The sequence below is a fragment of the Luteipulveratus halotolerans genome (assembly GCF_001247745.1).
Taxonomy (GTDB): Bacteria; Actinomycetota; Actinomycetes; order Actinomycetales; family Dermatophilaceae; genus Luteipulveratus; species Luteipulveratus halotolerans.
The window spans coordinates 624,698-645,203 of record NZ_LAIR01000002.1 but is presented as its reverse complement, the minus strand read 5'-3'; the positions used below and the strand labels follow the sequence as shown (position 1 = coordinate 645,203).

General features: G+C 69.9%; 20 protein-coding genes and 1 pseudogene. 7 read left to right on the top strand and 14 right to left on the bottom strand.

Translation table 11 applies throughout. The annotated features are described in order from the left end of the window. Position 1 precedes the first annotated feature (1 nt). The gene (locus tag VV01_RS03645; protein ID WP_050668701.1) at positions 2-430 is read left to right on the top strand and encodes a pyridoxamine 5'-phosphate oxidase family protein; all 429 of its coding nucleotides are present in this window, start codon (positions 2-4) and stop codon (positions 428-430) included. 6 nt (positions 431-436) lie between these two features. On the opposite strand, the gene VV01_RS03640 is transcribed toward VV01_RS03645, so the two are convergent. From VV01_RS03640 to VV01_RS03620, 5 genes are all read right to left on the bottom strand, one after another. Then, positions 437-1,159: an SDR family oxidoreductase gene (locus VV01_RS03640; RefSeq protein ID WP_050668700.1), complete on the bottom strand. Its 723-nt coding sequence runs from the start codon at positions 1,157-1,159 to the stop codon at positions 437-439. 66 nt (positions 1,160-1,225) lie between these two features. Beyond that, positions 1,226-2,488 carry an ABC transporter ATP-binding protein gene (locus tag VV01_RS03635; protein ID WP_050668699.1) on the bottom strand — a complete coding sequence of 421 codons (1,263 nt, stop codon included), beginning with the start codon at positions 2,486-2,488 and terminating at the stop codon, positions 1,226-1,228. Positions 2,489-2,500: 12 nt separating this feature from the next. After that, entirely contained in the window at positions 2,501-3,364 is an 864-nt protein-coding gene (locus VV01_RS03630) for a carbohydrate ABC transporter permease (protein ID WP_050668698.1), read from the bottom strand. Between the two features lie 3 nt (positions 3,365-3,367). After that, positions 3,368-4,342, bottom strand: a complete 975-nt coding sequence (locus VV01_RS03625) for a carbohydrate ABC transporter permease (RefSeq protein ID WP_050668697.1) — start codon at positions 4,340-4,342, stop codon at positions 3,368-3,370. Beyond that, positions 4,339-5,646 (bottom strand): extracellular solute-binding protein, encoded by a 1,308-nt coding sequence (locus VV01_RS03620; protein WP_050668696.1) that lies wholly within the window; start codon positions 5,644-5,646, stop codon positions 4,339-4,341. The genes VV01_RS03625 and VV01_RS03620 overlap by 4 nt, the downstream gene beginning before the upstream one ends. A 139-nt stretch (positions 5,647-5,785) precedes the next feature. On the opposite strand from VV01_RS03620, the gene VV01_RS03615 reads away from it, so the two are divergent. The 3 genes from VV01_RS03615 to VV01_RS03605 are packed head-to-tail and all read left to right on the top strand — an operon-like array spanning position 5,786 to position 8,854. After that, entirely contained in the window at positions 5,786-7,480 is a 1,695-nt protein-coding gene (locus tag VV01_RS03615; RefSeq protein WP_050668695.1) for a fumarate hydratase, read from the top strand. Then, positions 7,477-7,974, top strand: coding sequence for a beta-class carbonic anhydrase (locus VV01_RS03610; protein ID WP_050668694.1), 498 nt, complete (start codon positions 7,477-7,479; stop codon positions 7,972-7,974). Before VV01_RS03615 ends, VV01_RS03610 begins: the two co-directional genes overlap by 4 nt. Positions 7,975-7,981: 7 nt before the next feature. Further along, complete coding sequence (locus VV01_RS03605) at positions 7,982-8,854, top strand: MOSC domain-containing protein (protein ID WP_050668693.1); 873 nt, start codon at positions 7,982-7,984, stop codon at positions 8,852-8,854. Here VV01_RS03605 and VV01_RS03600 read toward each other — a convergent pair. After that, positions 8,826-9,041: pseudogene (locus VV01_RS03600) on the bottom strand (VOC family protein); the annotation flags it as partial. The gene VV01_RS03605 and the pseudogene VV01_RS03600 sit on opposite strands and share 29 nt — an antisense overlap. Positions 9,042-9,300: 259 nt before the next feature. On the opposite strand from VV01_RS03600, the gene VV01_RS03595 reads away from it, so the two are divergent. Continuing rightward, positions 9,301-10,608: an APC family permease gene (locus VV01_RS03595; protein ID WP_050668692.1), complete on the top strand. Its 1,308-nt coding sequence runs from the start codon at positions 9,301-9,303 to the stop codon at positions 10,606-10,608. Here VV01_RS03595 and pdxR read toward each other — a convergent pair. From pdxR to VV01_RS03575, 4 genes are all read right to left on the bottom strand, one after another. Further along, the gene (pdxR, locus tag VV01_RS03590) at positions 10,524-11,948 is read right to left on the bottom strand and encodes a MocR-like pyridoxine biosynthesis transcription factor PdxR (RefSeq protein ID WP_050668691.1); all 1,425 of its coding nucleotides are present in this window, start codon (positions 11,946-11,948) and stop codon (positions 10,524-10,526) included. The genes VV01_RS03595 and pdxR overlap by 85 nt on opposite strands. Positions 11,949-11,957: 9 nt before the next feature. After that, positions 11,958-12,383, bottom strand: coding sequence for an organic hydroperoxide resistance protein (locus VV01_RS03585; RefSeq protein WP_050668690.1), 426 nt, complete (start codon positions 12,381-12,383; stop codon positions 11,958-11,960). A 69-nt stretch (positions 12,384-12,452) separates the two neighbouring features. After that, positions 12,453-13,604 (bottom strand): pyridoxal phosphate-dependent aminotransferase, encoded by a 1,152-nt coding sequence (locus VV01_RS03580; RefSeq protein ID WP_050668689.1) that lies wholly within the window; start codon positions 13,602-13,604, stop codon positions 12,453-12,455. Continuing rightward, positions 13,604-14,212 (bottom strand): TetR/AcrR family transcriptional regulator, encoded by a 609-nt coding sequence (locus VV01_RS03575; protein ID WP_231635142.1) that lies wholly within the window; start codon positions 14,210-14,212, stop codon positions 13,604-13,606. The genes VV01_RS03580 and VV01_RS03575 overlap by 1 nt, the downstream gene beginning before the upstream one ends. Positions 14,213-14,310: 98 nt before the next feature. Between VV01_RS03575 and VV01_RS03570 the strand changes: the two genes are divergently transcribed. Next, the gene (locus VV01_RS03570; RefSeq protein ID WP_050668687.1) at positions 14,311-14,865 is read left to right on the top strand and encodes an NADPH-dependent FMN reductase; all 555 of its coding nucleotides are present in this window, start codon (positions 14,311-14,313) and stop codon (positions 14,863-14,865) included. 60 nt (positions 14,866-14,925) lie between these two features. On the opposite strand, the gene glmM is transcribed toward VV01_RS03570, so the two are convergent. From glmM to rplM, 3 genes are all read right to left on the bottom strand, one after another. Continuing rightward, entirely contained in the window at positions 14,926-16,284 is a 1,359-nt protein-coding gene (gene glmM / locus VV01_RS03565; RefSeq protein WP_050668686.1) for a phosphoglucosamine mutase, read from the bottom strand. A 106-nt stretch (positions 16,285-16,390) separates the two neighbouring features. Then, positions 16,391-16,900 carry a 30S ribosomal protein S9 gene (gene rpsI / locus VV01_RS03560; RefSeq protein WP_050668685.1) on the bottom strand — a complete coding sequence of 170 codons (510 nt, stop codon included), beginning with the start codon at positions 16,898-16,900 and terminating at the stop codon, positions 16,391-16,393. A 38-nt stretch (positions 16,901-16,938) separates the two neighbouring features. After that, the gene (rplM, locus tag VV01_RS03555; RefSeq protein ID WP_050668684.1) at positions 16,939-17,388 is read right to left on the bottom strand and encodes a 50S ribosomal protein L13; all 450 of its coding nucleotides are present in this window, start codon (positions 17,386-17,388) and stop codon (positions 16,939-16,941) included. Between the two features lie 194 nt (positions 17,389-17,582). On the opposite strand from rplM, the gene VV01_RS03550 reads away from it, so the two are divergent. Further along, the gene (locus VV01_RS03550) at positions 17,583-18,149 is read left to right on the top strand and encodes a winged helix-turn-helix domain-containing protein (protein ID WP_050668683.1); all 567 of its coding nucleotides are present in this window, start codon (positions 17,583-17,585) and stop codon (positions 18,147-18,149) included. Here VV01_RS03550 and VV01_RS03545 read toward each other — a convergent pair whose 3' ends face one another. Beyond that, positions 18,150-20,303 carry an acyltransferase family protein gene (locus VV01_RS03545; protein WP_050668682.1) on the bottom strand — a complete coding sequence of 718 codons (2,154 nt, stop codon included), beginning with the start codon at positions 20,301-20,303 and terminating at the stop codon, positions 18,150-18,152. Between the last annotated feature and the right edge of the window lie 203 nt (positions 20,304-20,506).

Here is a 20,506-nt window from a genome sequence, read left to right as displayed (position 1 = left end):
CATGCCACTCACGCTTGCCGAACGCCAGGAGTTCCTGACTCAACCGCACACCGCCACCATCTCGGTGCAGGCGCTGCGCACCGGACGCGGCCCGCTGGCCGTGCCGATCTGGTACGACGTCGACGCCGAGGGCCGTCCGTGGATCCTGACCGATGCGGGGTCGGTCAAGGCGCGTCACATCGAGGCGGCCGGCAGCTTCACGCTCACCGCGCACCAGCTGACGCCGTCGGTGCGCTACGTCTCGGTCGAGGGCCCGGTGCAGGCGAGCCGGGCCGCCGCGGACGCCGACCTCGTCGGCATGACCGAGCGCTATCTGACCGGAGACGCGGTCGCGGCCTACCTCGACTTCGCGCGACCGGGGCTGAGCACCCTGCAGGTCATCACCATGGAGCCGCAGCACTGGTTGTCGGGCGACCTCGGGTCGTGGTGAGCCCGCTCAGGCCCGGCGGTTGGTCGCGGCCGGGCCCGGGCGGATCGAGATGGTCTCGTAGGTCGCGTCCGGCGTCGCCGTGAGCACGCTGCGGACTGCGGTGGCCACCGACTCCGGGCGCAGGTAGCTCGCCTCGTCGTAGTCCCGCCCCTCGAACGCGTTGAGCTCGCGCTGCATGTCCGTGGAGACGCGCCCGGGGTGGACCGACGACACGCGCACGCCGTCCGCACGGACCTCCTCACGCAGCGAGTCGGTGAAGGCGCGCACCGCGAACTTGGAGGCCGAGTAGATCCCGCCCGGGCCGTGGGCGTTGAGTCCCGAGCCCGAGTTGATGACCACGACAGTGCCCTGTGCCGCCTGCAGCGAAGGCAGCAGCAGCCGGGTGAGATCAGCGACCGCGAACACGTTCAGCTCGAACGTGGCCCTCCAGTCAGCTCGGCTCACCTCCGTCAGAGCACCGTTGCCGAGCATGCCTGCCGAGTGGACGACGCCGTCGAGGCGGTCGAGCGCGAGCGCAGCCACAGCGTCGGTCGTCGACTGCTCGTCGGCGAGGTCGACCACGAACGGCCGCGCGTGCTCGTACGCGGCACACACCTGCTCGACCGCGGCCCGGTCGCGACCGCCCACGATCAGCTCGTGGTCGGGTGCGAGCGCATCGCACACCGCCTTGCCGATCCCGCGGGTGGCACCAGTGACAAGGACGACAGGACGAGCAGCGGAGTCGGTCATGTCGTCACGGTACGACGCGTGGGGCCGGCCCCGTCAGGAGCCGGCCCCACGTCGTACGGGCGATCGTCAGGAGGCCTTCTCGGCCGCTGCGGCCTCACGGGCACGCGCCCGCTCCAGCGCCGCGCGCCGGGCGTCCTCGCTGTCGCGGGCGATCTCGGCCGCCTTGTCGTCGTCGCGGGTCAGGCACTCGCCCGTCTCGGGGTCGAACACGTGCATCAGCGACGGGTCGAACACCAGCTGCGCCTCGTCACCCTCGCGGATACGCGAGCGGGCGTCGAGGTTGACGACGAGCTGGGTACGCATGCCCTCACCGTCGAGCTCGCGGTCGAGCTCTTCGAGCTTGCCCTTGACCGCTTCGTGCGCTTCGAACGGGATGTAGGCGTACTGCTCGTTGCCGAGCCACTCGGTCTGGTCGACCACCGCCGAGAAGGACACCCCGCCGGGCACGTTGTCGCCGAGACCGGCGTCCTTGAAGTACTCCGGGCGGATGCCGGCGATCACCAGGTCCTTACCGGCGACCTTCTGGGCGAGCTCGCCGGTGACCTCGACGTCGACGAACGGCAACGACAGCGTGCTGCCCTTGACCTCGGCCGGCAGGAAGTTCATCGGCGGCGAACCGATGAAGCCGGCGACGAACAGGTTGACGGGCTGCTCGTACAGCTCGCGCGGTGAGGCGACCTGCTGCAGGACGCCCTTCTTGAGGACGGCCACCCGGTCACCGAGCGTCATCGCCTCGGTCTGGTCGTGGGTGACGTAGATCGTGGTCACCCCGAGGCGACGCTGCATGCGCGCGATCTCGGTGCGCATCTGCCCGCGCAGCTTGGCGTCGAGGTTGGACAACGGCTCGTCGAACAGGAACGCGTCGGCGTCGCGCACGATCGCCCGGCCCATCGCCACCCGCTGACGCTGACCGCCGGACAGGTTGGCCGGCTTGCGCTCGAGGTGCTCGTCGAGCTCGAGCATCGAGGACGCCTGCTGGACCTTGGCGCGGATCTCGTCGTCACTGTGCTGCCCCTTGGCCAGGCGCAGCGGGAACGCGATGTTCTCGAACACCGTGAGGTGAGGGTAGAGCGCGTAGTTCTGGAACACCATCGACAGGTTGCGGTCGCGCGGCGCGAGGTCGTTGACCCGCTTGCCGTCGATCAGCAGGTCACCTGAGGTGATGTCCTCCAGGCCGACGACCATGCGCAGCAGCGTGGACTTACCGCAGCCGGACGGGCCCACCAGGATGATGAACTCGCCGTCGGCGATGTCGAGCGACACGTCGTTGACCGCCGGGAAGCCGTCGCCGTACTTCTTGACGATGTTCTTCAGCTCGATACTGGACATGAGGAGAGCTCCTTAACCCTTGACCGCGCCGGAGGTGAGTCCGGCCACGATGCGGCGCTGGAACAGCAGCACCAGGATGACGACGGGGATGGTCACGACGACGGCCGCGGCCGCGATCGCGCCGGTGGGCTGGGTGAACTGGCTCGCACCGGTGAAGAACGCCAGTGCCGCCGGCACGGTGCGCGAGCTGTTGGACGAGGTCAGGTTGGACGAGAACACGAAGTCGTTCCAGGCGGTGAAGAACGCGATGATCGCCGTGGTGAAGACACCCGGTGCGGCGAGCGGCGCGATGACCTTGCGGAACGCCTGCCAGCTGGTCGCTCCGTCGACCTGAGCGGCCTGCTCCATCTCCCACGGGATCTGCTGGAAGAACGCCGACAGCGTCCAGATCGACAGCGGGAGGGTCAGCGCGAGGTAGGGGATGATCAGGCCCGGCAGCGTGTCGAACAGGCCGACCTGCCGCCACAGGTTGAACAGCGGCGTGACCATCGCGATCACCGGGAAGAACGACACCGCGAGCGCGGTGGTGAGGATGAGCTTCTTGCCGGGGAAGTCGAGGCGGGCGATGGCGTACGCGCAGAACATCGCGAGCACGACACTGATGAGTGTCGCGATGAGGCACACGATGATCGAGTTGCGCAGGGCCGGGTTGAACAGGTCGCTCGCGCCGCCGGTGAAGATCAGCTTGTAGTTCTCCAGCGTCGGGTCCTTGGGCCAGAAGTTGCCGAACATGTTCTTCTCGGAGTCGGCCAGGGCGTCGGAGCCCTTGAGCGACGTCGCGAGGATCCACAGCAGCGGCACGGCGGTCCAGATGATGACCGGGATGGCGGCGATCGCCATCCAGTTGCGGGACTTGGTGCTGACGTTGGTCTCCATGGCCTACTTGCCTCCACCGGTGAGGTCGACCTTGAACCCGCGCACGAAGATGAACGCGACGATGAGCACGATCACGAACAGGATCACCGCGAGCGCCGAGCCCATCCCGATCTCGACCCGGTTGATCGTCTCGTTGGAGACCAGCATCGACAGGGTCATCGTCTTGTTGGCGCCTCCGGTCATGACCTGCGGGTTGTCGTAGATCCGGATCGCGTCAAGGCTGCGGAACAGCACGGCCACCATGAGGGCGGCCTTCATGTTGGGCAGCACCACCCGGCGGAAGCGCTGCCACCAGGTCGCGCCGTCGACCTTGGCGGCCTCCTCGAGCGAGGTGTCGACCTGCGCCAGGCCGGCGAGCAGCAGCAGCGACATGAACGGTGTGGTCTTCCAGATCTCCGACAGGCAGATGATCGTCAGCGAGGACCAGCGGCCGCCGAACCAGTCGTAGTCGAGCGGGAACTGCCCGAAGCTGAAGAAGTGCAGCCAGTGGTTGAAGAACCCGGTGTCGACCGAGGCCGCGAACAGCCAGGAGAACGCCGAGACCACGGTGATGATCGCGTACGGGATGAGCACGATCGTGCGCAGCGTGCGCCGCGGCAGGACGATCTTGTTCATCAGCATCGCGATGGCCATACCGAGGATCAGCTCGATGATCAACGTGACCACGACGATGACCGCGGTGGTCGTGAACGCCTCCCAGAACAGCGGGTCACCGAGCGCGGTGACGTAGTTCTGGACGCCGGCGAACTTGCGGTTGTCCGGGTCGGTCAGCCGGTACTTGAACAGCGACAGGTAGATCGCGTAGCAGATCGGGTAGAGCGTGACGAGCAGCATGATGACGAACGCCGGCCCGGCGAGCTTCCAGCCGAGCGAGCGCTCGCCCTTGGCCCGGTCGGACAGACCGTTCTTCTTCGGACTGGGCTGCGCCCCGGCCGCGCTCGCGCCGTGGGCGTCATCCGAGGTGGCGACAGTGCTCATAGCAGGGCCTCACCTTTCAGGACGTCGATGATGAAGCGTTGCGCGGTGGCCGGCGTCTGCTGTGAGACCGCACCGGGTGGGCTGAACTTCTGCTGCAGCCCGGTCGAGATGTCGCCGTAGTACTGCGACTGCGGTCGCGGGGAGGCCACGTCGAGCGAGCCCCGGATGGTCTGTGCGATGCCGTTGGGGAACGCCTTGAGCACCTCGGCGTCGGTGTACGACGCCTTGCGGCTCGCGGGGTTGCCGGCCTTGGCCATGTAGTCGGCCTGGTGCTGCCGGTTGGTGATGCAGGCCGCGGCCTCGTACGCGAGGCCGGGGTTCTTGCTCTTGGCGCCGACGCCGATCTGGATGCCGCCGTACGGCGGGGCCGAGGCCTTGTCGGCGACCGTGCGCGGGTAGACCGTGGCCGCGACGTCCTTCTTGTCGCCGGTCAGTGCGCCGTACGTGTAGGGCCAGTTGACGAGGAAGTTGGCCTTCTTGCCCTGGAACAGGTCCAGGCTCTGGGTCTCCTCGTTGCTGCCGATCGAGGGCCCGCCGAGGCCCTTCTTGGCGATGGTGCTGATGATGCGCGCGGCCTCGCGCCCGGCGGCGCTGTCGAGGCCGAGCCGGGTGTCCTCGCCGGCGGCGCCGGGGTTCTGCAGGATCTTGCCGCCCGCGCCGGCGACGAGGGCGTTGATCCAGACGGTGTAGCCCTCGTACAACGACGCCTGGACGCCGATGTCGGTCTTGCTCTTGTCGGCGGCGGCGATGAGCTGGTCCCAGGTGACCGGTTTGGTCATGTCGAGCCCGGCCTGCTGCGCGGCGGACTTGCGGTACCAGAGCAGCTGGGTGTTGGACCAGAACGGTACGGCGACCAGCTTGCCGTTCCAGGTGGAGGCCTCGATCGCCGACTGGACGCGGTCCTCACGGAACTGGGGCTCGAGACTGGCCGGCACCGGGGCGAGGTAGCCCGCCTCGGCGAACTCGGCGACGAACACCGGGTCGATGCTCATGAGGTCCATCGAGGTGTCGCCGGCAGCGAGCCGACGCAGCAGCTGGATGCGCTGGTCGCTGGCGCTGTTGGGCAGCAGCTGCACGTTGATGCGGTACTTGCCGCCCGAGGCGTCGGCGCACTCCTTGGCCAGCGTGGCCTGACCGCCCTTGGTGGCATCGGCGTTGCCGACGTCGGGGTTGATGTACCAGGTCAGGGTGCGGGAGCCCCCGGCCGAGTCGTCACTGCCGCACGCGGCCAGGCCCATACCGGCTGCCAGGGCGGCGGCCAGCGTGAGAGCCGTCCCGCGACGACGCTTCCTTGCGTGGTCCATCGGCGACCTCGATCCGTAGGGACAGGGTGGGAACAGGTCTACACCCGGGGTTGTGAGCCACGCCACTCGACCTGCCGATTCGTACGCCGATCGTGACCGCGCCGCACGGATCCGCGGGCCCCGTCGATATTCTCGGAGCATGGCGGAATTCGCGTACGAGGACATGCTTCCCACCGGTCCGGACGACACGTCGTACCGGCTGCTGACGACCGAGGGCGTCCGCACGGTCGAGGGTCCTGGTGGGCGCACGTTCCTCGAGGTCGACCCCGAGGCTCTTCGGCTGCTGACCGACACCGCCATGCACGACATCGCGCACTACCTGCGCCCGGCGCACCTCACCCAGCTGCGCTCGATCCTCGATGACCCCGAGGCGTCCAACAACGACAAGTTCGTGGCGCTCGACCTGCTCAAGAACGCCAACATCGCCGCAGCCGGCGTGCTGCCGATGTGCCAGGACACCGGCACCGCGATCGTCATGGGCAAGAAGGGCGGGCAGGTGCTCGTCGGCGACGGCAGCGAGCCCGACGAGAAGGCCATCGCGCACGGGGTCTACGACGCGTACACCCGGCTCAACCTGCGCTACTCGCAGATGGCGCCCGTGACGATGTGGGAGGAGAAGAACACCGGCTCCAACCTCCCCGCCCAGGTCGAGCTGTACGCCAACAGCTCCCCCGGCGCCGAGACGTCGTACAAGTTCCTGTTCATGGCCAAGGGCGGCGGCTCGGCCAACAAGTCCTTCCTCTACCAGGAGACCAAGGCGATCCTCAATCCCGAGCGGATGATGGCCTTCCTCGACGAGAAGCTCCGCTCGCTCGGCACGGCCGCGTGCCCGCCGTACCACCTGGCCGTGGTCATCGGCGGCACCAGCGCCGAGCTCGCGCTCAAGACCGCCAAGTACGCCAGCGCCAAGTACCTCGACGAGCTGCCCAAGGAGGGCGACGCCGCCACCGGCCACGGCTTCCGCGACCGTGAGCTGGAGGAGCAGATCCTGGAGCTGACCCGGCAGTTCGGCATCGGCGCGCAGTTCGGCGGCAAGTACTTCTGCCACGACGTACGCGTGGTGCGCCTCCCCCGCCACGGCGCGTCACTGCCCGTCGCCATCGCGGTCAGCTGCTCGGCCGACCGGCAGTGCCTCGGCAAGATCACGCCCGAGGGGGTGTTCATCGAGCAGCTCGAGACCGACCCCGCACGCTTCCTGCCCGACACCACGCACGCCGAGCTCGAGGACAAGGGCGCGGGCGAGGACGTCGTCCAGATCGACCTCAACCAGCCGATGGACCAGATCCTGGCCGAGCTGACCAAACACCCTGTCAAGACTCGGCTTTCACTCACCGGCCCGTTGGTGGTGGCCCGCGACATCGCGCACGCCAAGATCAAGGAGCGCCTGGACGCCGGTGAGGAGATGCCGGCGTACCTCAAGGACCACCCGGTCTACTACGCCGGTCCGGCCAAGACGCCCGAGGGCTTCGCGTCCGGCTCGTTCGGCCCGACCACGGCCGGACGGATGGACTCCTACGTCGAGCAGTTCCAGGCCGCGGGTGGCTCGATGGTCATGCTCGCCAAGGGCAACCGCAGCAAGCAGGTCACCGACGCGTGCGACGCGCACGGCGGGTTCTACCTCGGGTCGATCGGCGGCCCGGCCGCACGGCTGGCCCAGGACTGCATCAAGCACGTCGAGGTCATCGAGTACGAGGAGCTGGGTATGGAAGCCGTCTGGAAGATCGAGGTCGAGGACTTCCCGGCCTTCATCATCGTCGACGACAAGGGCAACGACTTCTTCACCACGACCGCCAAGCCGACGGCGTTCACGATCCAGAAGCGGCCCGGGCTGTGAGCGGGGGCTTCGAGGACTTGGTCGCGGCCAACCAGAAGTTCGCGGACTCGTTCTCGCTCAAGGGTTTTGACGGTGTCGCCAAGGCGGGCGTCGCGGTCGTGACGTGCATGGACTCGCGCATCGACCCGCTCGGCATGATCGGTCTCAAGCCGGGTGACGCCAAGATCTTCCGCAACCCGGGTGGTCGCGTCGACAACTCCGCGCTCGAGGCGCTCGTGCTCGCGACGCACCTGCTCGGTGTCGAGCGGGTGCTGGTCGTGCCACACACCCGGTGCGCGATGGCGTCCAAGTCGCAGCAGGAGCTGCGCCAGGTCATCGGTGAGTCCGCCGGCCAGGACGCGTCGTGGCAGAGCTTCCACGTGATCGAGGACCAGCTCGACGCCCTCGCCCAGGACGTCGCCAAGGTGCGCAGCCACCCGCTGATCTCCGACCGCATCAAGGTCGCCGGGTTCCTCTACGACGTCGACACCGGTCTGCTCAACCAGCACCAGTGAGGCGCGAATGCGCCTGAGCGCGCTCAACATCCACCCTGTCAAGTCGACGGCGATCCGGCCGGTGGATGAGGCGTACGTCGGTCGCGCCGGCCTGCGTGGCGACCGCGAGTGGATGGTCGTCGACTCCACCGGCACGCTCGTCAGCGCCCGTGAGCAGCCGTCGCTGTTCGACGTCGTCGCCGACACTCCCCACACCGACGCGTCGGTCACAGGAGCGCTCCGGCTGCGCCACCCTCGGCTGGCCGACCTGGCGCTGAGTCCGCTTGAGCCGCAACCGGTTCCGGTCGTCCTGCACAAGAAGGACGTGCTCACCACGCCCGCCGGTGCGATCGCCGACCAGTGGCTGCGCGAGGCGATCGGGCGCGACGACGTACGGCTGATGTGGTGCGACGACCCGACCCGGCGTGGGCTCAACCCGGCGTACGCGCAGCCGGACGACCACACCGCGTTCGCCGACAGCGCTCCTCTGTCACTCGCCTCGACGACCTCGGTGCGACAGCTCAACGACTGGACCGCCGAGACCGCGCTCGATCTGGGCGAGCCCGCGCCAGAACCGTTGCCCGTACAGCGTTTTCGGGCCAACGTGATCATCGAAGGCGCCGACGAGCCGTTCGCCGAGGATGGCTGGCGGCGCGTGCGCATCGGCGACGTGACGTTCAGGGTGCCTGCGCCGATCGACCGCTGCGTCATGACGACCATCGACCCCGCGTCGCTCGACCGCGGCAAGGAGCCCATCCGCACCCTCGCTCGCCACCGTCGCTGGGACGGCAAGACGTGGTTCGCGGTCAAGCTGGTCCCTGACGGCGAGGGCACGATCCGCGTGGGCGACGAGCTGACCGTCCGACTGACGGTCAGCCGCCGCCGTACGGCACGGTGTTGATCTCCATGCTGTGGCCGTCCGGGTCCTCCCAGTAGAGGCCGCGTCCGCCGTCGTGGGTGTTGATCGCGCCTTCCTGCCGGTGAAACGGGTCGGCCCAGTACGTCAGGCCGCGCGCGGTGATGCGTTCGAAGATCTGGTCGAACTCGGCCTCGCTCACCAGGAAGGCGTAGTGCTGCGGGTGCGGTGTGCCGTGGTCGTCGGCGTAGTCGAGCGAGACGCCGTTGGCCGCCTGGACGACGACGAACGGCCCGTACGTCGTGGGCTCGGCCTCCCCTCATCGTCCACCTGCCGTCGACCGGGAGCGACCACGTTCTCGGACATCTCGCCCTGGTCAGGGGCCCTGATCGGTGTCGCGGTCGAGCCCGGCGGGCCAGCTGGATTGGACCAGTCGACGGGCGTCGAATTGGCTCTTCTGGGTGGTCCGAAATGCGCCTAGCGTCGTCATCATGACCGCGTCCTCATCGTCCGGGCTGTCCGTCCTGCAAGGCGGCGCCCTCACCACCGGAGCCGTCCTCGGCACCGGTGTCATCTCGCTGCCCGCCGTCGCTGCAGGCCTTGCCGGGCCGGCGTCCCTGATCGCGTGGATCGCCCTGGTAGCGCTGTCGATCCCGCTCGCGGCGACGTTCGCCGCGCTCGGCTCGCGATACCCCGACACCGGTGGTGTCTCGACGTACGCCCGCCTCGCCTTCGGGCGCCGCGCAGCCGCGGTCGTCGGCTGGTGCTTCTACCTGGCTGTGCCGATGGGCGCTGCCCCGGCGGCCGCGTTCGCGGGAGGGTACCTGTCGGACCTGCTCGGCGGCGGACGGCGTACGGAGGTGCTGACGATCCTGGTCCTGATCGTACTGGTGGGGACGACGAACGCGTTCGGGATCCGGGTGTCCGGCCGGGTCCAGCTGGTGCTCGCAGCCGTCCTGGTGGTGCTGCTCGTGGCCGCGATCGCCGTCGCGCTCCCCCAGGCCGACCTCGATCACCTGACGCCGTTCGCCCCGCACGGCTGGGGCGCGATCGGGTCGGCGACCGCGGTCCTGGTGTGGGCGTTCGCGGGGTGGGAAGCGGTCTCGTCGCTGTCGGCCGACTACCGCAGTCCCCGCCGCGACATCCCGCGCGCCACGGCGATCGCGATCAGCGTCGTGGGGGTCCTCTACGTCGGAGTCGCCGCGACGAGCGTGCTCGTCCTGGGCCCAGCGGCCGGCAACAGCACCGCTCCCCTGTCGGACCTGCTGGCCACCGGTCTCGGTGAGTCCGCTCGGATTGCCACGACGGTGCTCGCCCTGCTGCTCACCATCGGCGTCATGAACGCCTACTTCGCCGGGGGCGCACGGCTGGGTGCCGCGCTGGGGAGGGACGGTGCACTGCCCGCGTGGCTCACCCGGGGCAGCTCCGCCGGTGAGGTGCCGCTGCGATCGCTCGGTGCGCTCGTCGGCCTGTGCCTGATCTCGACGACGGTCACCGTCGCGGTCGGTGTCGACCTCACGGCGGCGCTGCTGCTCGTGACCGGGTCGTTCACGCTGGTCTACGTGATCGGCTCGGCTGCTGCCGTACGCCTGCTGCCGCACGGCACCTGGAGCCACCGCGGAGCGGTGATCGCGCTGATCAGCACGCTCGGCCTGCTCTGGATGACCGGGTGGCACGTGCTGTGGGCGCTCGGTGTCGCAGCGGCCGCACTGGTCTACGACGCGGTGACCGACCGGCGTACGAGCTCGCTCACCGTCGCGAGCGCGCCCGAGATCGCGCTGGACCGGACCGCGCCGTAGCCGAGGACCAGGCCGTCCCGGGGTGCGGGTCCGGCGTACGCGGGCCGCAGCGACTCCAGCCCGATGCCCCCACGCATAGCCATACGGACGAGCTCGTCGACGTCGAGCCGGACACCCGCCCGCAGGGTCGTGCAGACGTGCAGCCCGGCCGAGGAGGGCACCAGCTCGAACCACGGGTCGAGCTCGGCCCGTACGCCCTCGACGACGGCGGCGTGCCGGCGAGCGTACGCAGCACCCGCTCGACGCACGTGCCGCGCGAGCAGCCCCTCGTCGATGAACCTCGCGAGCGCCGCCTGCACCGCGACCGCGCCGTGCCAGCCGCTCATCTGGCGAGCCGCGACGAGGGCGGGGCGCAGCCCGACCGGCGCGAGGGCGTAGCCGAGACGCAGCGCGGGCACCATCGACGTGGAGAACGTGCCGACGTAGACGACCCTGCCGGTGTCGTCGAGAGCATGCAGAGGCTCCAAAGGCCTTGTCGTGTAACGGAACTCGCTGTCGTAGTCGTCCTCGACGATCACTGCGTCGTGGCGCTCGGCCCACGTGATCAGTGCGCGCCGACGGGCGAGCGACATGGGCACGCCCGTGGGGTACTGGTGGGACGGTGTCGCGATCACGACCCGTGCGTCTGCAGGCAGCCGGTCGACGACGAGCCCCTCGGCGTCGACGGGTGTCGGCACGGCTCGTACGCCGTGACCGGCGAGCAGACGCCGAGCCATCGGGTAGCCCGGGTCCTCGACAGCCGCCACGTCACCGGGTGCGAGCAGCACCCGGCAGATGAGGTCGAGCGCGTGCTGGGCTCCGTCGGTCACGACGACCTCGTCGGCGCTCACGGCCAGCGAGCGGGAACGGCCCAGGTGCGCGGCGACGGCCACGCGCAGCGGCGGGTGGCCGGCCGGGTCGCCGTACGCGCCTGTGCTGCTGCGCATCTCGGCGGTCAGCAGGCGTCGCCACGTGTCGAACGGGAAGAGGGACGCATCAGGCATCCCGACGCGTAGGTCGATCGCGGGGCTGTGCTCGGCTGCGATCGGAACCGGCTCGAACGACCAGTCCCGCCGCGGACGGGCGCCGGCTGCAGTCTGCGTACGCCGCACCGACGGCACGGCCGCCTCGGTGACGAAGGTGCCCGATCCGACGCGGCCCTGGACGTAGCCCTCGGCGGCCAGCCGGTCGTACGCCGCCGCCACCGTCGTGCGTGACATGCCGACCTGCGCGGCCAGGTCGCGCGTGGGCGGGAGCCGATCACCCGGGCGCAGCCGCCCGTCGGTCATGGCGCCGACGAGCGCTGCGTAGACGGCGGCCGTCCGCCCGCCCGGGTGATCGAGCCGGACCGTGAGGTCCACGGGGCTCGGTCAGACCAGGCCGACCGTGACGGGGATGTTGCCGCGGGTGGCCTTGGAGTAGGGGCAGACCTCTTCGTGGGCCTTGCGGACGAGCTCTTCGGCCTTGGCCCGGTCGACACCCGGGATGTCGGCCTTGATGTCGACCGCGATGCCGGCGCCCGACGGCGTCTTGCCGAACGTCACATCGGCCGTGACCGTCGAGTCGCTGGTGTCGAGGCCCTCCTGGCTCGCGACCAGGTTGAGCGCGCCCGAGAAGCACGCGGCGTAGCCTGCGGCGAACAGCGTCTCGGGGTTGGCCTTGGGGTTGGTCTTGCTGCCCGGCTTGCCGAGCGGCAGGTCGACAACGCCGTCGGCGCTCTTGACCTGACCCTCGCGACCGCCCTGGGCGGTGGCGGCGGTGGTGTAGATGACCTCGGTGACTTCCTCGAAAGGCATGCTCAGATCCTCATCTGTCGGTCGGGAGGGGACAACAGTCCCAACGTAGCGCCGACCACGAACATGCCCTCAGCCCACGTGTCGGACCAGGCGCTCCATCGCCTCGGTGACCTCGGCGGTCGTCCCGGCGAAGGACAGCCGCATGAACCGGTTGCCGTCGACGGGGTCGAAGTCGACACCGGGCGTGATCGCCACCCCGGTCTCGGCGAGGACCTCGCGGCACCAGGCGGTCGAGTCGTCGGTCAGGTGCCCGATGTCGCACCATGCGTAGAACGCGCCGTCGGGCGGGGCGTACGACGTGACGCCGATGCGGGGCAGCGCCTCGACCAGGTGGGCGCGGTTGGCGGCGTAGCGGCCCACGTGGCCGTCGAGCTCGGCGCGCGCCTCGTCGGTGAAGCCCGCGAGCGCGGCGTACTGCGCAACGGCCGGCGGGCAGATCGACAGGTTGCCCGACAGCAGCTCGACCGGGCGCGCGAGCTGCTCGGGCAGGAGCATCCAGCCCAGTCGCCAGCCCGTCATCGAGAAGTACTTGCTGACCGAGCCGACGACCACGCTCGACGTCGAGGTCTGCCAGGCGCTCGCGCACTCTCGGCCGTAGGAGACGCCGTGGTAGATCTCGTCACTGATGAGCAGGCAGTCGTGCTCGTCGCACCAGCGGGCCAGCGCCGCGAGCTCGTCGGCGTCAATGATCGTGCCGGTCGGGTTGGCCGGGCTGGCGATGATCAGACCGGCGGGCGGCTCGGGCATCGCCTCGAGCATCGCGACCGTCGGCTGATAGCGCGTCTCAGCCCCGCACACGAGCTCGTGGGTGCGAATCCCCAACGCCTGCAACGTGTTTCGGTACGCGGGGTAGCCGGGTCGCGTCATCGCCACCACGTCTCCAGGCTCGAACGCCGCAAGGAACAACGCGGTGAACCCACCCGACGAACCGGTCGTCACGCACACCTGGTCAGGGCTCACGTCGATGCCGTACGACGACCGGTGGTACTCGGCGATGGCCTCACGCAGCGGCAGGATGCCGGTCGTCTCGGTGTAGCCGAGCGTGTGCGACCCCATCGCCTCGCGCGCTGCGTCGAGCACCACCTGCGGGGCCGGCGTCGACGGCTGACCGGCGCACATCAGGATGACGTCGCCATGGGTGCGCTGTCGCTCGGCCCCCGCCTTGAGGACCTCCATGACGTGGAACGGCTCGACCTGGCCCCGCGCTGACGGCGAACGCATCAGCGCACCCGGACGACGCGGCGTACGAGGTCGTGCCAGCCGGCCACGAGCCGCTCGAGCGACATGCCGCGCTCCCGCTGCAGGGCCACGAGGGCGGGGTCGAGCGGTGCCATGAGCGCGCTCGCGAGCAGCTCGACGTCGCCGTCGACCTCCAGGGCCCGCAGCAGCAGTCGCACGTGGGTGAGCGCGAGCGTGTGGGCCGGCACGTCGAACCGGCGACCGACGTCGCCGATCTCGATCATCAGAGGGCCTTGCGCGGCGACGATCTCCAGGCGTGCGGCCCCGAACGCGAGCAGGCGGTCGAGGGGCGGCGCGCCCGGACCGAGCGGCGGCGGGCCGGTCATGAACCGTTCCTGCAGGTCGCGCTCGATGTGGTCGACCAGGGCCGCCATGAGACCGGCGCGGTTGCCGAAGCGGCGGAACACCGTGCCCTTGCCGACCCCGGCCTGGTCGGCGACCGCGTCCATCGTGAGCGCCTTCGCCCCGCAACGACCGACGATCGTCGACGCGGCGTCGAGCACCCGTGTGGCGTTGCGCTGCGCGTCGCGCCGCCCGCTCGCACTCGGCGGCGGGCCCATCAACGACGGGCGCACAGACTCCTGTGACACGTGTCACACCCCTTGATCTTGACCCCGACGGAACAAAGCGGACTACAGTCCGTTTTACTGGACGTACCCCGAACGGCTTCCTCGAAAGGCACCCTCTCATGACCACCGTTCTCGCCCTCGTCGGCAGCCTGCGCGCCGACTCCACCAACCGCAAGATCGCCGAGCTCGCCCAGAAGATCGCCCCCGAGGGCGTCGAGGTGCGCATCGGCACCGGCCTCGGTGACGTGCCGTTCTACAACGAGGACATCGACGGCGACGACGTTCCCGCCGCCGCCGTGGCCCTGCGCGAGCAGGTCGCGGCCGCCGACGCGGTGCTGCTGGTCACCCCCGAGTACAACGGCGGCCTGCCGGCTGTTCTGAAGAACGCCATCGACTGGGCCTCACGCCCGTACGGCCAGGGCTCGCTCACCGGCAAGCCGGTCGCCGCGCTCGGTGCCACCCTCGGTGCGTACGGCGGCGTCTGGGCCCACGAGGACTCGCTGAAGTCGGCCAAGATCGCGGGCGGCAAGCCCCACGAGACCCCGGCCGGCTCCTTCAAGGTCGGCGCCTGGACCGGCACCGGCCACCCGGAGGAGCAGCCGGAGGTCGTCGAGGCCGTCACGAACGCCCTGACCACGCTGGTCGCCGAGGCCAAGGCCTCCGTCGCCGCCTGAGCGGTTCCCGTACGACGACGAAGGGCCCCGGGAGACCGGGGCCCTTCGTCGTACGGCAGATCAGGCGGGGTCGCCCAGAGCGAGCTCACGGCGTACGACGCCGGCGAGCTCTTCGGCCACCTGGGTGGCGCGGTCGGCCGTGTCGGCCTCGACCATCACGCGCACGACGGGCTCGGTGCCGGACTTGCGCAGCAGCACCCGACCGATGCCGGCCAGGGCGGACTCGGCGCCGCGCACCGCGTCCTGGACCGCCGCGTGCGAGTCGACGCGGTGCTTGTCGACGTCCTTGACGTTGATCATGATCTGCGGAAGTCGGGTCATGACCGCCGCGAGATCGGCGAGCGGCTTGCCGCTGGAGGCGACCCGGGCCGCGAGCACCAGGCCCGTGAGGACGCCGTCCCCCGTGGTGCCGTGGTCGAGCAGGATCACGTGGCCGGACTGCTCACCGCCGAGCGCGAACCCGCCCTGGCGCATGCCCTCGAGCACATAGCGGTCGCCGACCGCGGTCTGCTGCACGGTGATGCCCTCGCGCTCCATCGCCTGCATCATGCCGAGGTTGCTCATGACGGTCGCGACGAGCGTGTCGTGGGCGAGCACGCCGCGCTCCTTCAGGTCGAGCGCCAGGATCGCCATGATCTGGTCGCCGTCGACCTTCTGACCCGCGGCGTCGACCGCGAGGCAGCGGTCGGCATCGCCGTCGAACGCGACGCCCAGGTCGGCCTGGTGCTGCTGGACCGCCTCCTGCAGCGGCTCGAGATGGGTGGAGCCGAAGCCGTCGTTGATGTTGAGGCCGTCGGGCGAGGCACCGATGACGGTGACCTTGGCACCGGCCTGCTCGAACACCTGCGGCCCGACCACGCTGGCCGCACCATGGGCCGCGTCGAGGACGACGTGCAGGCCCTCCAGCCGGTGCGGCAGCGCTCGCAGCAGGTGCTCGACGTAGTCCTGGCCGCCCCGGTCGTAGGTGCGGATGCGGCCGACGCGGTCACCGGTCGGCCGGTCCCACTTCTCGCGCAGGCGCTTCTCGATGGCGTCCTCGACCGCGTCGGGGAGCTTGTGCCCGCCCCGGGAGAAGAACTTGATGCCGTTGTCGGGCATCGGGTTGTGCGACGCCGACAGCATGACGCCCAGGTCGGCGCCGGTGTGCGCGGTGAGGTGAGCGATCGCCGGCGTCGGCAGCACACCCGCGTCGTGCACGTCGACGCCCGCGGACGCGAGCCCGGCGACGGTCGCCGCCGACAGGAACTCACCCGACGCGCGCGGATCTCGTCCGACGACCGCCTTGGGCCGATGGCCCCTGAACGCACCCTGCTCAGCGAGCACGTGGGCCGCAGCCACGGCCAGGTCGACCGCCAGCTCGGCCGTCACATCGACGTTGGCGACGCCGCGTACGCCGTCGGTCCCGAACATCCGCCCCATGGGCAGCACACTCCTTCGTTATGCAGAAACACCCCGAGCACTCTTGCACGTGGCAAGAGCGCTCGGGGTGCTGTCGAACGTCACGCTGCGGACGAGAGCCCGACGATCAGCGCTTGCTGTACTGCGGAGCCTTACGGGCCTTCTTGAGACCGGCCTTCTTGCGCTCCGGGACGCGCGCGTCACGGGTCAGGAAGCCGGCCTTCTTCAGCGCCGGGCGGTTGAGCTCGGGGTCGACGTCGTTGAGCGAGCGCGCAACGCCGAGACGGACGGCACCGGCCTGGCCGGAGGGGCCACCACCGTTGACGCGCACGAGGACGTCGTACGCACCGTCGAGCTCGAGCACGGTCAGCGGCTCGTTGACGATCTGCTGGTGCACCTTGTTGGGGAAGTACTCCTCCAGCGAGCGGCCGTTGATCTTCCACTCACCGGTGCCGGGCACGATGCGCACGCGGGCGATGGCCTGCTTGCGGCGGCCGGTGCCGGACGACGGCGCGGACGCGCTCGGACGGCGCACCTCCTCGCCACCCTCGACGGGGGCGCCGGTGCTCTCGCTGGTGTACTCGGTCAGAGCGGGCTCGTCGGTCTCGAGAGCATCGATCTGGGTCTGGTCAGCCACGGGTTCTCCTCGAAAAAGTTCTGTCGTCGCCGCGGCTGTTACTGCGCGACCTGGTTGATGGTGAACGGCTGCGGCTGCTGCGCACCGTGGGGGTGCTCGGCGCCGGCGTACACCTTGAGCTTGCTCATCTGCTGACGGCCGAGGGAGTTGTGCGGGATCATGCCGCGCACAGCCTTCTCGACAGCCTTGGCCGGGTCCTTGGCCATGAGCTCGGTGTAGGAGGTCGACTTCAGACCGCCCGGGAAGCCCGAGTGGCGGTAGGCGATCTTCTTCTCGAGCTTGGCGCCGGTGAGGGCGACCTTGTCGGCGTTGATGATGATGACGAAGTCACCGGTGTCGGTGTGCGGGGCAAAGGTCGTCTTGTGCTTGCCCCGCAGCAGGATGGCGACCTGGCTGGCGAGCCGGCCGAGGACGACGTCGGTGGCGTCAATGACGTGCCAGACACGGTCCTTCTGGACCTCTGCCGGCTTCGGGGTAAACGTACGCACAGTCGTAGCCTTCGTTTGTCTGCTGACGAATCGGGAACCGGGTTCAGCGCCGTACGGGCGAACCACAGCAAGAGACAAGATTACCGGCGCCTCGGAACGACTCAAAATCCGGCAACTTCCCTTGCGCCCCAAGGGAAGTTCAGCCCTGTCGACCACTTGTGCACCGAGATTGTGCACAACTATTGTGCATTTTCATGGCCGCTGCACCCGAACGCCCTGCCCTGCGTGTCCTCGCTCACCCGCTGCGCTCGCGGCTGCTCGGCCACCTGCGCGTGCACGGGCCGGCGACCGCCACCGAGCTCGCCGCCGCGCTCGGCACTCACACCGGCGCGACGTCCTACCACCTGCGCAAGCTGGACGAGGTCGGCCTGGTCGAGGACACCGGCGCGGGCGACGGGCGACGCCGCGTCTGGGCCGCCGCCGCAGAGCCCGCCCTCCCCGACGTCGCCGACCCGGACGTGATGCTCGACGAGGACGACCAGGCCGCGGCCGACTGGCTCGCCCGCGACTACGTGCAGCACTTCGCCGAGCGCGCCGACGGCTGGGTGAGCGACCGGCAGCAGTGGCCCGCGACCTGGCGTCAGCACTGCGGCCTCGCCGACCACGCAGTGCTGGTCACCACCGAGCAGCTGACCGCGCTCACCGCCGAGCTCACCGAGGTGCTCGAGCGCTACCGCAGAGCCGGTGCGGGTACGCCGGGGGCCCGGCGCGTGGCGGCGTACACCTGCCTGCTTCCGGTCGACCCCGCGCCGACGGCGTGACTACCAGGCCAGACGCGAGCGCAGCACGGGCGCGAGGTGCTCGGCGTACGTCGTCGTGATGTGGTCCCTGTCGCGGTAGACCACGATGTCGCGGACCACGACCGGGCAGGTGCGCTCGTCGCAGAAGTACGGCGTCATGTCGACGAACTGCGTGTCGTGCCGGCGCGCCGCACGCTGCCAGGCGGCGTTGCGGTCCTCGACGAGCGCGTTGTGGGGCTTGGCGCAGGTGGCCATCGTCGAGGTGCGTGATCCGAGGCAGGCACCGGCGTCCTTGGGCAGCAGGTTGCCGTCGGAGATGATCTGTCGCTTCGACTGCGGTGACGCGGCCTCCAGCCGCTGCAGCCAGCGGTCGACGCCCTGCTCGAACAGCTGGGTGCCCCGGGCTGCGCTCGGTGGCCGCTGCGTCTGGGGGTCGGCCATCGTCTGGAACGCCGACCCGCTCATCACGATGTACGCGGGCTCGAGCTTCGCGATCTGGCCCACCACCCAGTCGCGGTAGGTGCTGCACTCGGGGTAGGGCTTGCCGTAGTACCACTGCAGCTGGTCGATCGGCAGACAGCTGGCCTTGGTGAACGGCACCAGCCGCAGGCCCTTGTCCTTGGCGTAGGCGTTGAGGACGTCGTACCAGACACCCATGTGCGAGTCGCCGATCACGGCGACGGTGCGGCTGCTGCTCGCGTCACCGCCGGAGCACAGCGGGTGGGAGACCTTCGGGACCGCGAGGGCCATGCACTGCCCGGGCGCCCGCGAGACGTCGTCGAACAGGTCGGTGAGTGCGGGGTGGAGCGTGCCCGGCAGGTCTGCGCCGTCGCGCGAGAGGGCCGCGGCCTGGCGTACGTCACGCACGTAGGAGTCGGCCCCCTGCTGCTGTGCGGCGGCCCGGTCGAACGACGCCGCCTGCTCGGTGGCCTTGCTGCCCTGGAGCCAGCTGTCACCGGCGCGCACGCCGAGTGCACTCACCAGCACCAGTGCGACCGCGACCGGCCACAGCACCAGGGCGCGGCTGCGCCGCTGGGAGCCGACCGACCGGAACGGCGTCTCGACGAACCGGTAGCTGAGCCACGCCAGCACGATGGCCGCCGCGATCAGCACGAGCCGACCGCGCAGCGAGACCGGGTGGCCGAGGTAGGCCGGCGGCAGGATCAGCAGCGGCCAGTGCCACAGGTAGAGCGAGTAGGAGATGTCGCCGACGAACCGCATCGGGCGGGTGTCGAGCAGCACCCGTGCACCCCAGCGCGGACCGTCGATACCGCCGGCGAGCACCAGCGCGGCACCCAGCACGGGCAGCGCGGCGTGGTGCCCGGGGAAGGGTGTCGCGTCGTCGTACTGCGTGCCGGCGAGCACGATCGCGGCCAGTCCGACCCAGGTCGCGACGAGCTTGAGCGGTGCCGGGCGGCGCGACACCCAGCCGGCACACAGCGCGAGGAGCGCGCCGATGCCGAGCTCCCAGCCACGCGTGAACGTCGAGTAGTACGCCATCTGCGGCTCGGCACCGGTGCGCCAGACCGACCAGATGAACGACAGCACGACGAGGACGGCGATGACCGCGGCCGACCAGCGCACCACGGTCTCGCGGGTGTGCTCGCCATCGGCCGACCGGCCGCGGCGAGCGAGCAGCACGAGGGCGGCGATGAGCGCCGGCCACGCCAGGTAGAACTGCTCCTCGACCGCGAGCGACCAGAAGTGCTGGACGGGCGAGACGAACGAGCTCGTCGAGAAGTAGTCGGTGCCGGCGCGAGCGAGGTTGATGTTCTCGCCGAAGAACGCCGCCCAGACCACGTCCTTGAGCACCAGCCGCAGGTTGCCCGTCGTGTAGACGAACGCCGCCGCCACCGCGATCGCGACCAGCGCGACGCTCGCCGCGGGCAGGATCCGCCGGGCTCGGCGGGCGTAGAAGTCGAGGATCGAGACCCGGCCCGACCGGCGTACCTCACGCGCGAGGATGCCGGTGATCAGGAAGCCGGAGATGACGAAGAAGACGTCGACACCGACGTAGCCGCCCGTGAAGCCGGCGATGTGCGCATGGCTGAGCACGACGAGCAGCACCGCGACGGCTCGCATGCCCTGGATGTCGCCTCGCTGGGCGGAGCGCTTCGGCTGCGGCTCGGGGTTGCGAGCTGATCGCCGGGGCTCGGTGCCCAGGTCGCTGGCCATACGTTGCACTACCTCTTGCGTCGGGAATCGCGGGCGAAGGCGTGAGCGAGCATACGTGCCGAGGGGCGCCGGTCGATCACTCCGCCGCGACGTGCACGCGGACATGTCGTTGGGCGACGCGTGCTGCACGCAGGTCGACCGTGACCGCCCTCGCGGTGGGTCACACCGCGATCCGCAGCTCGCCGTACGCCACACCGAGCGGT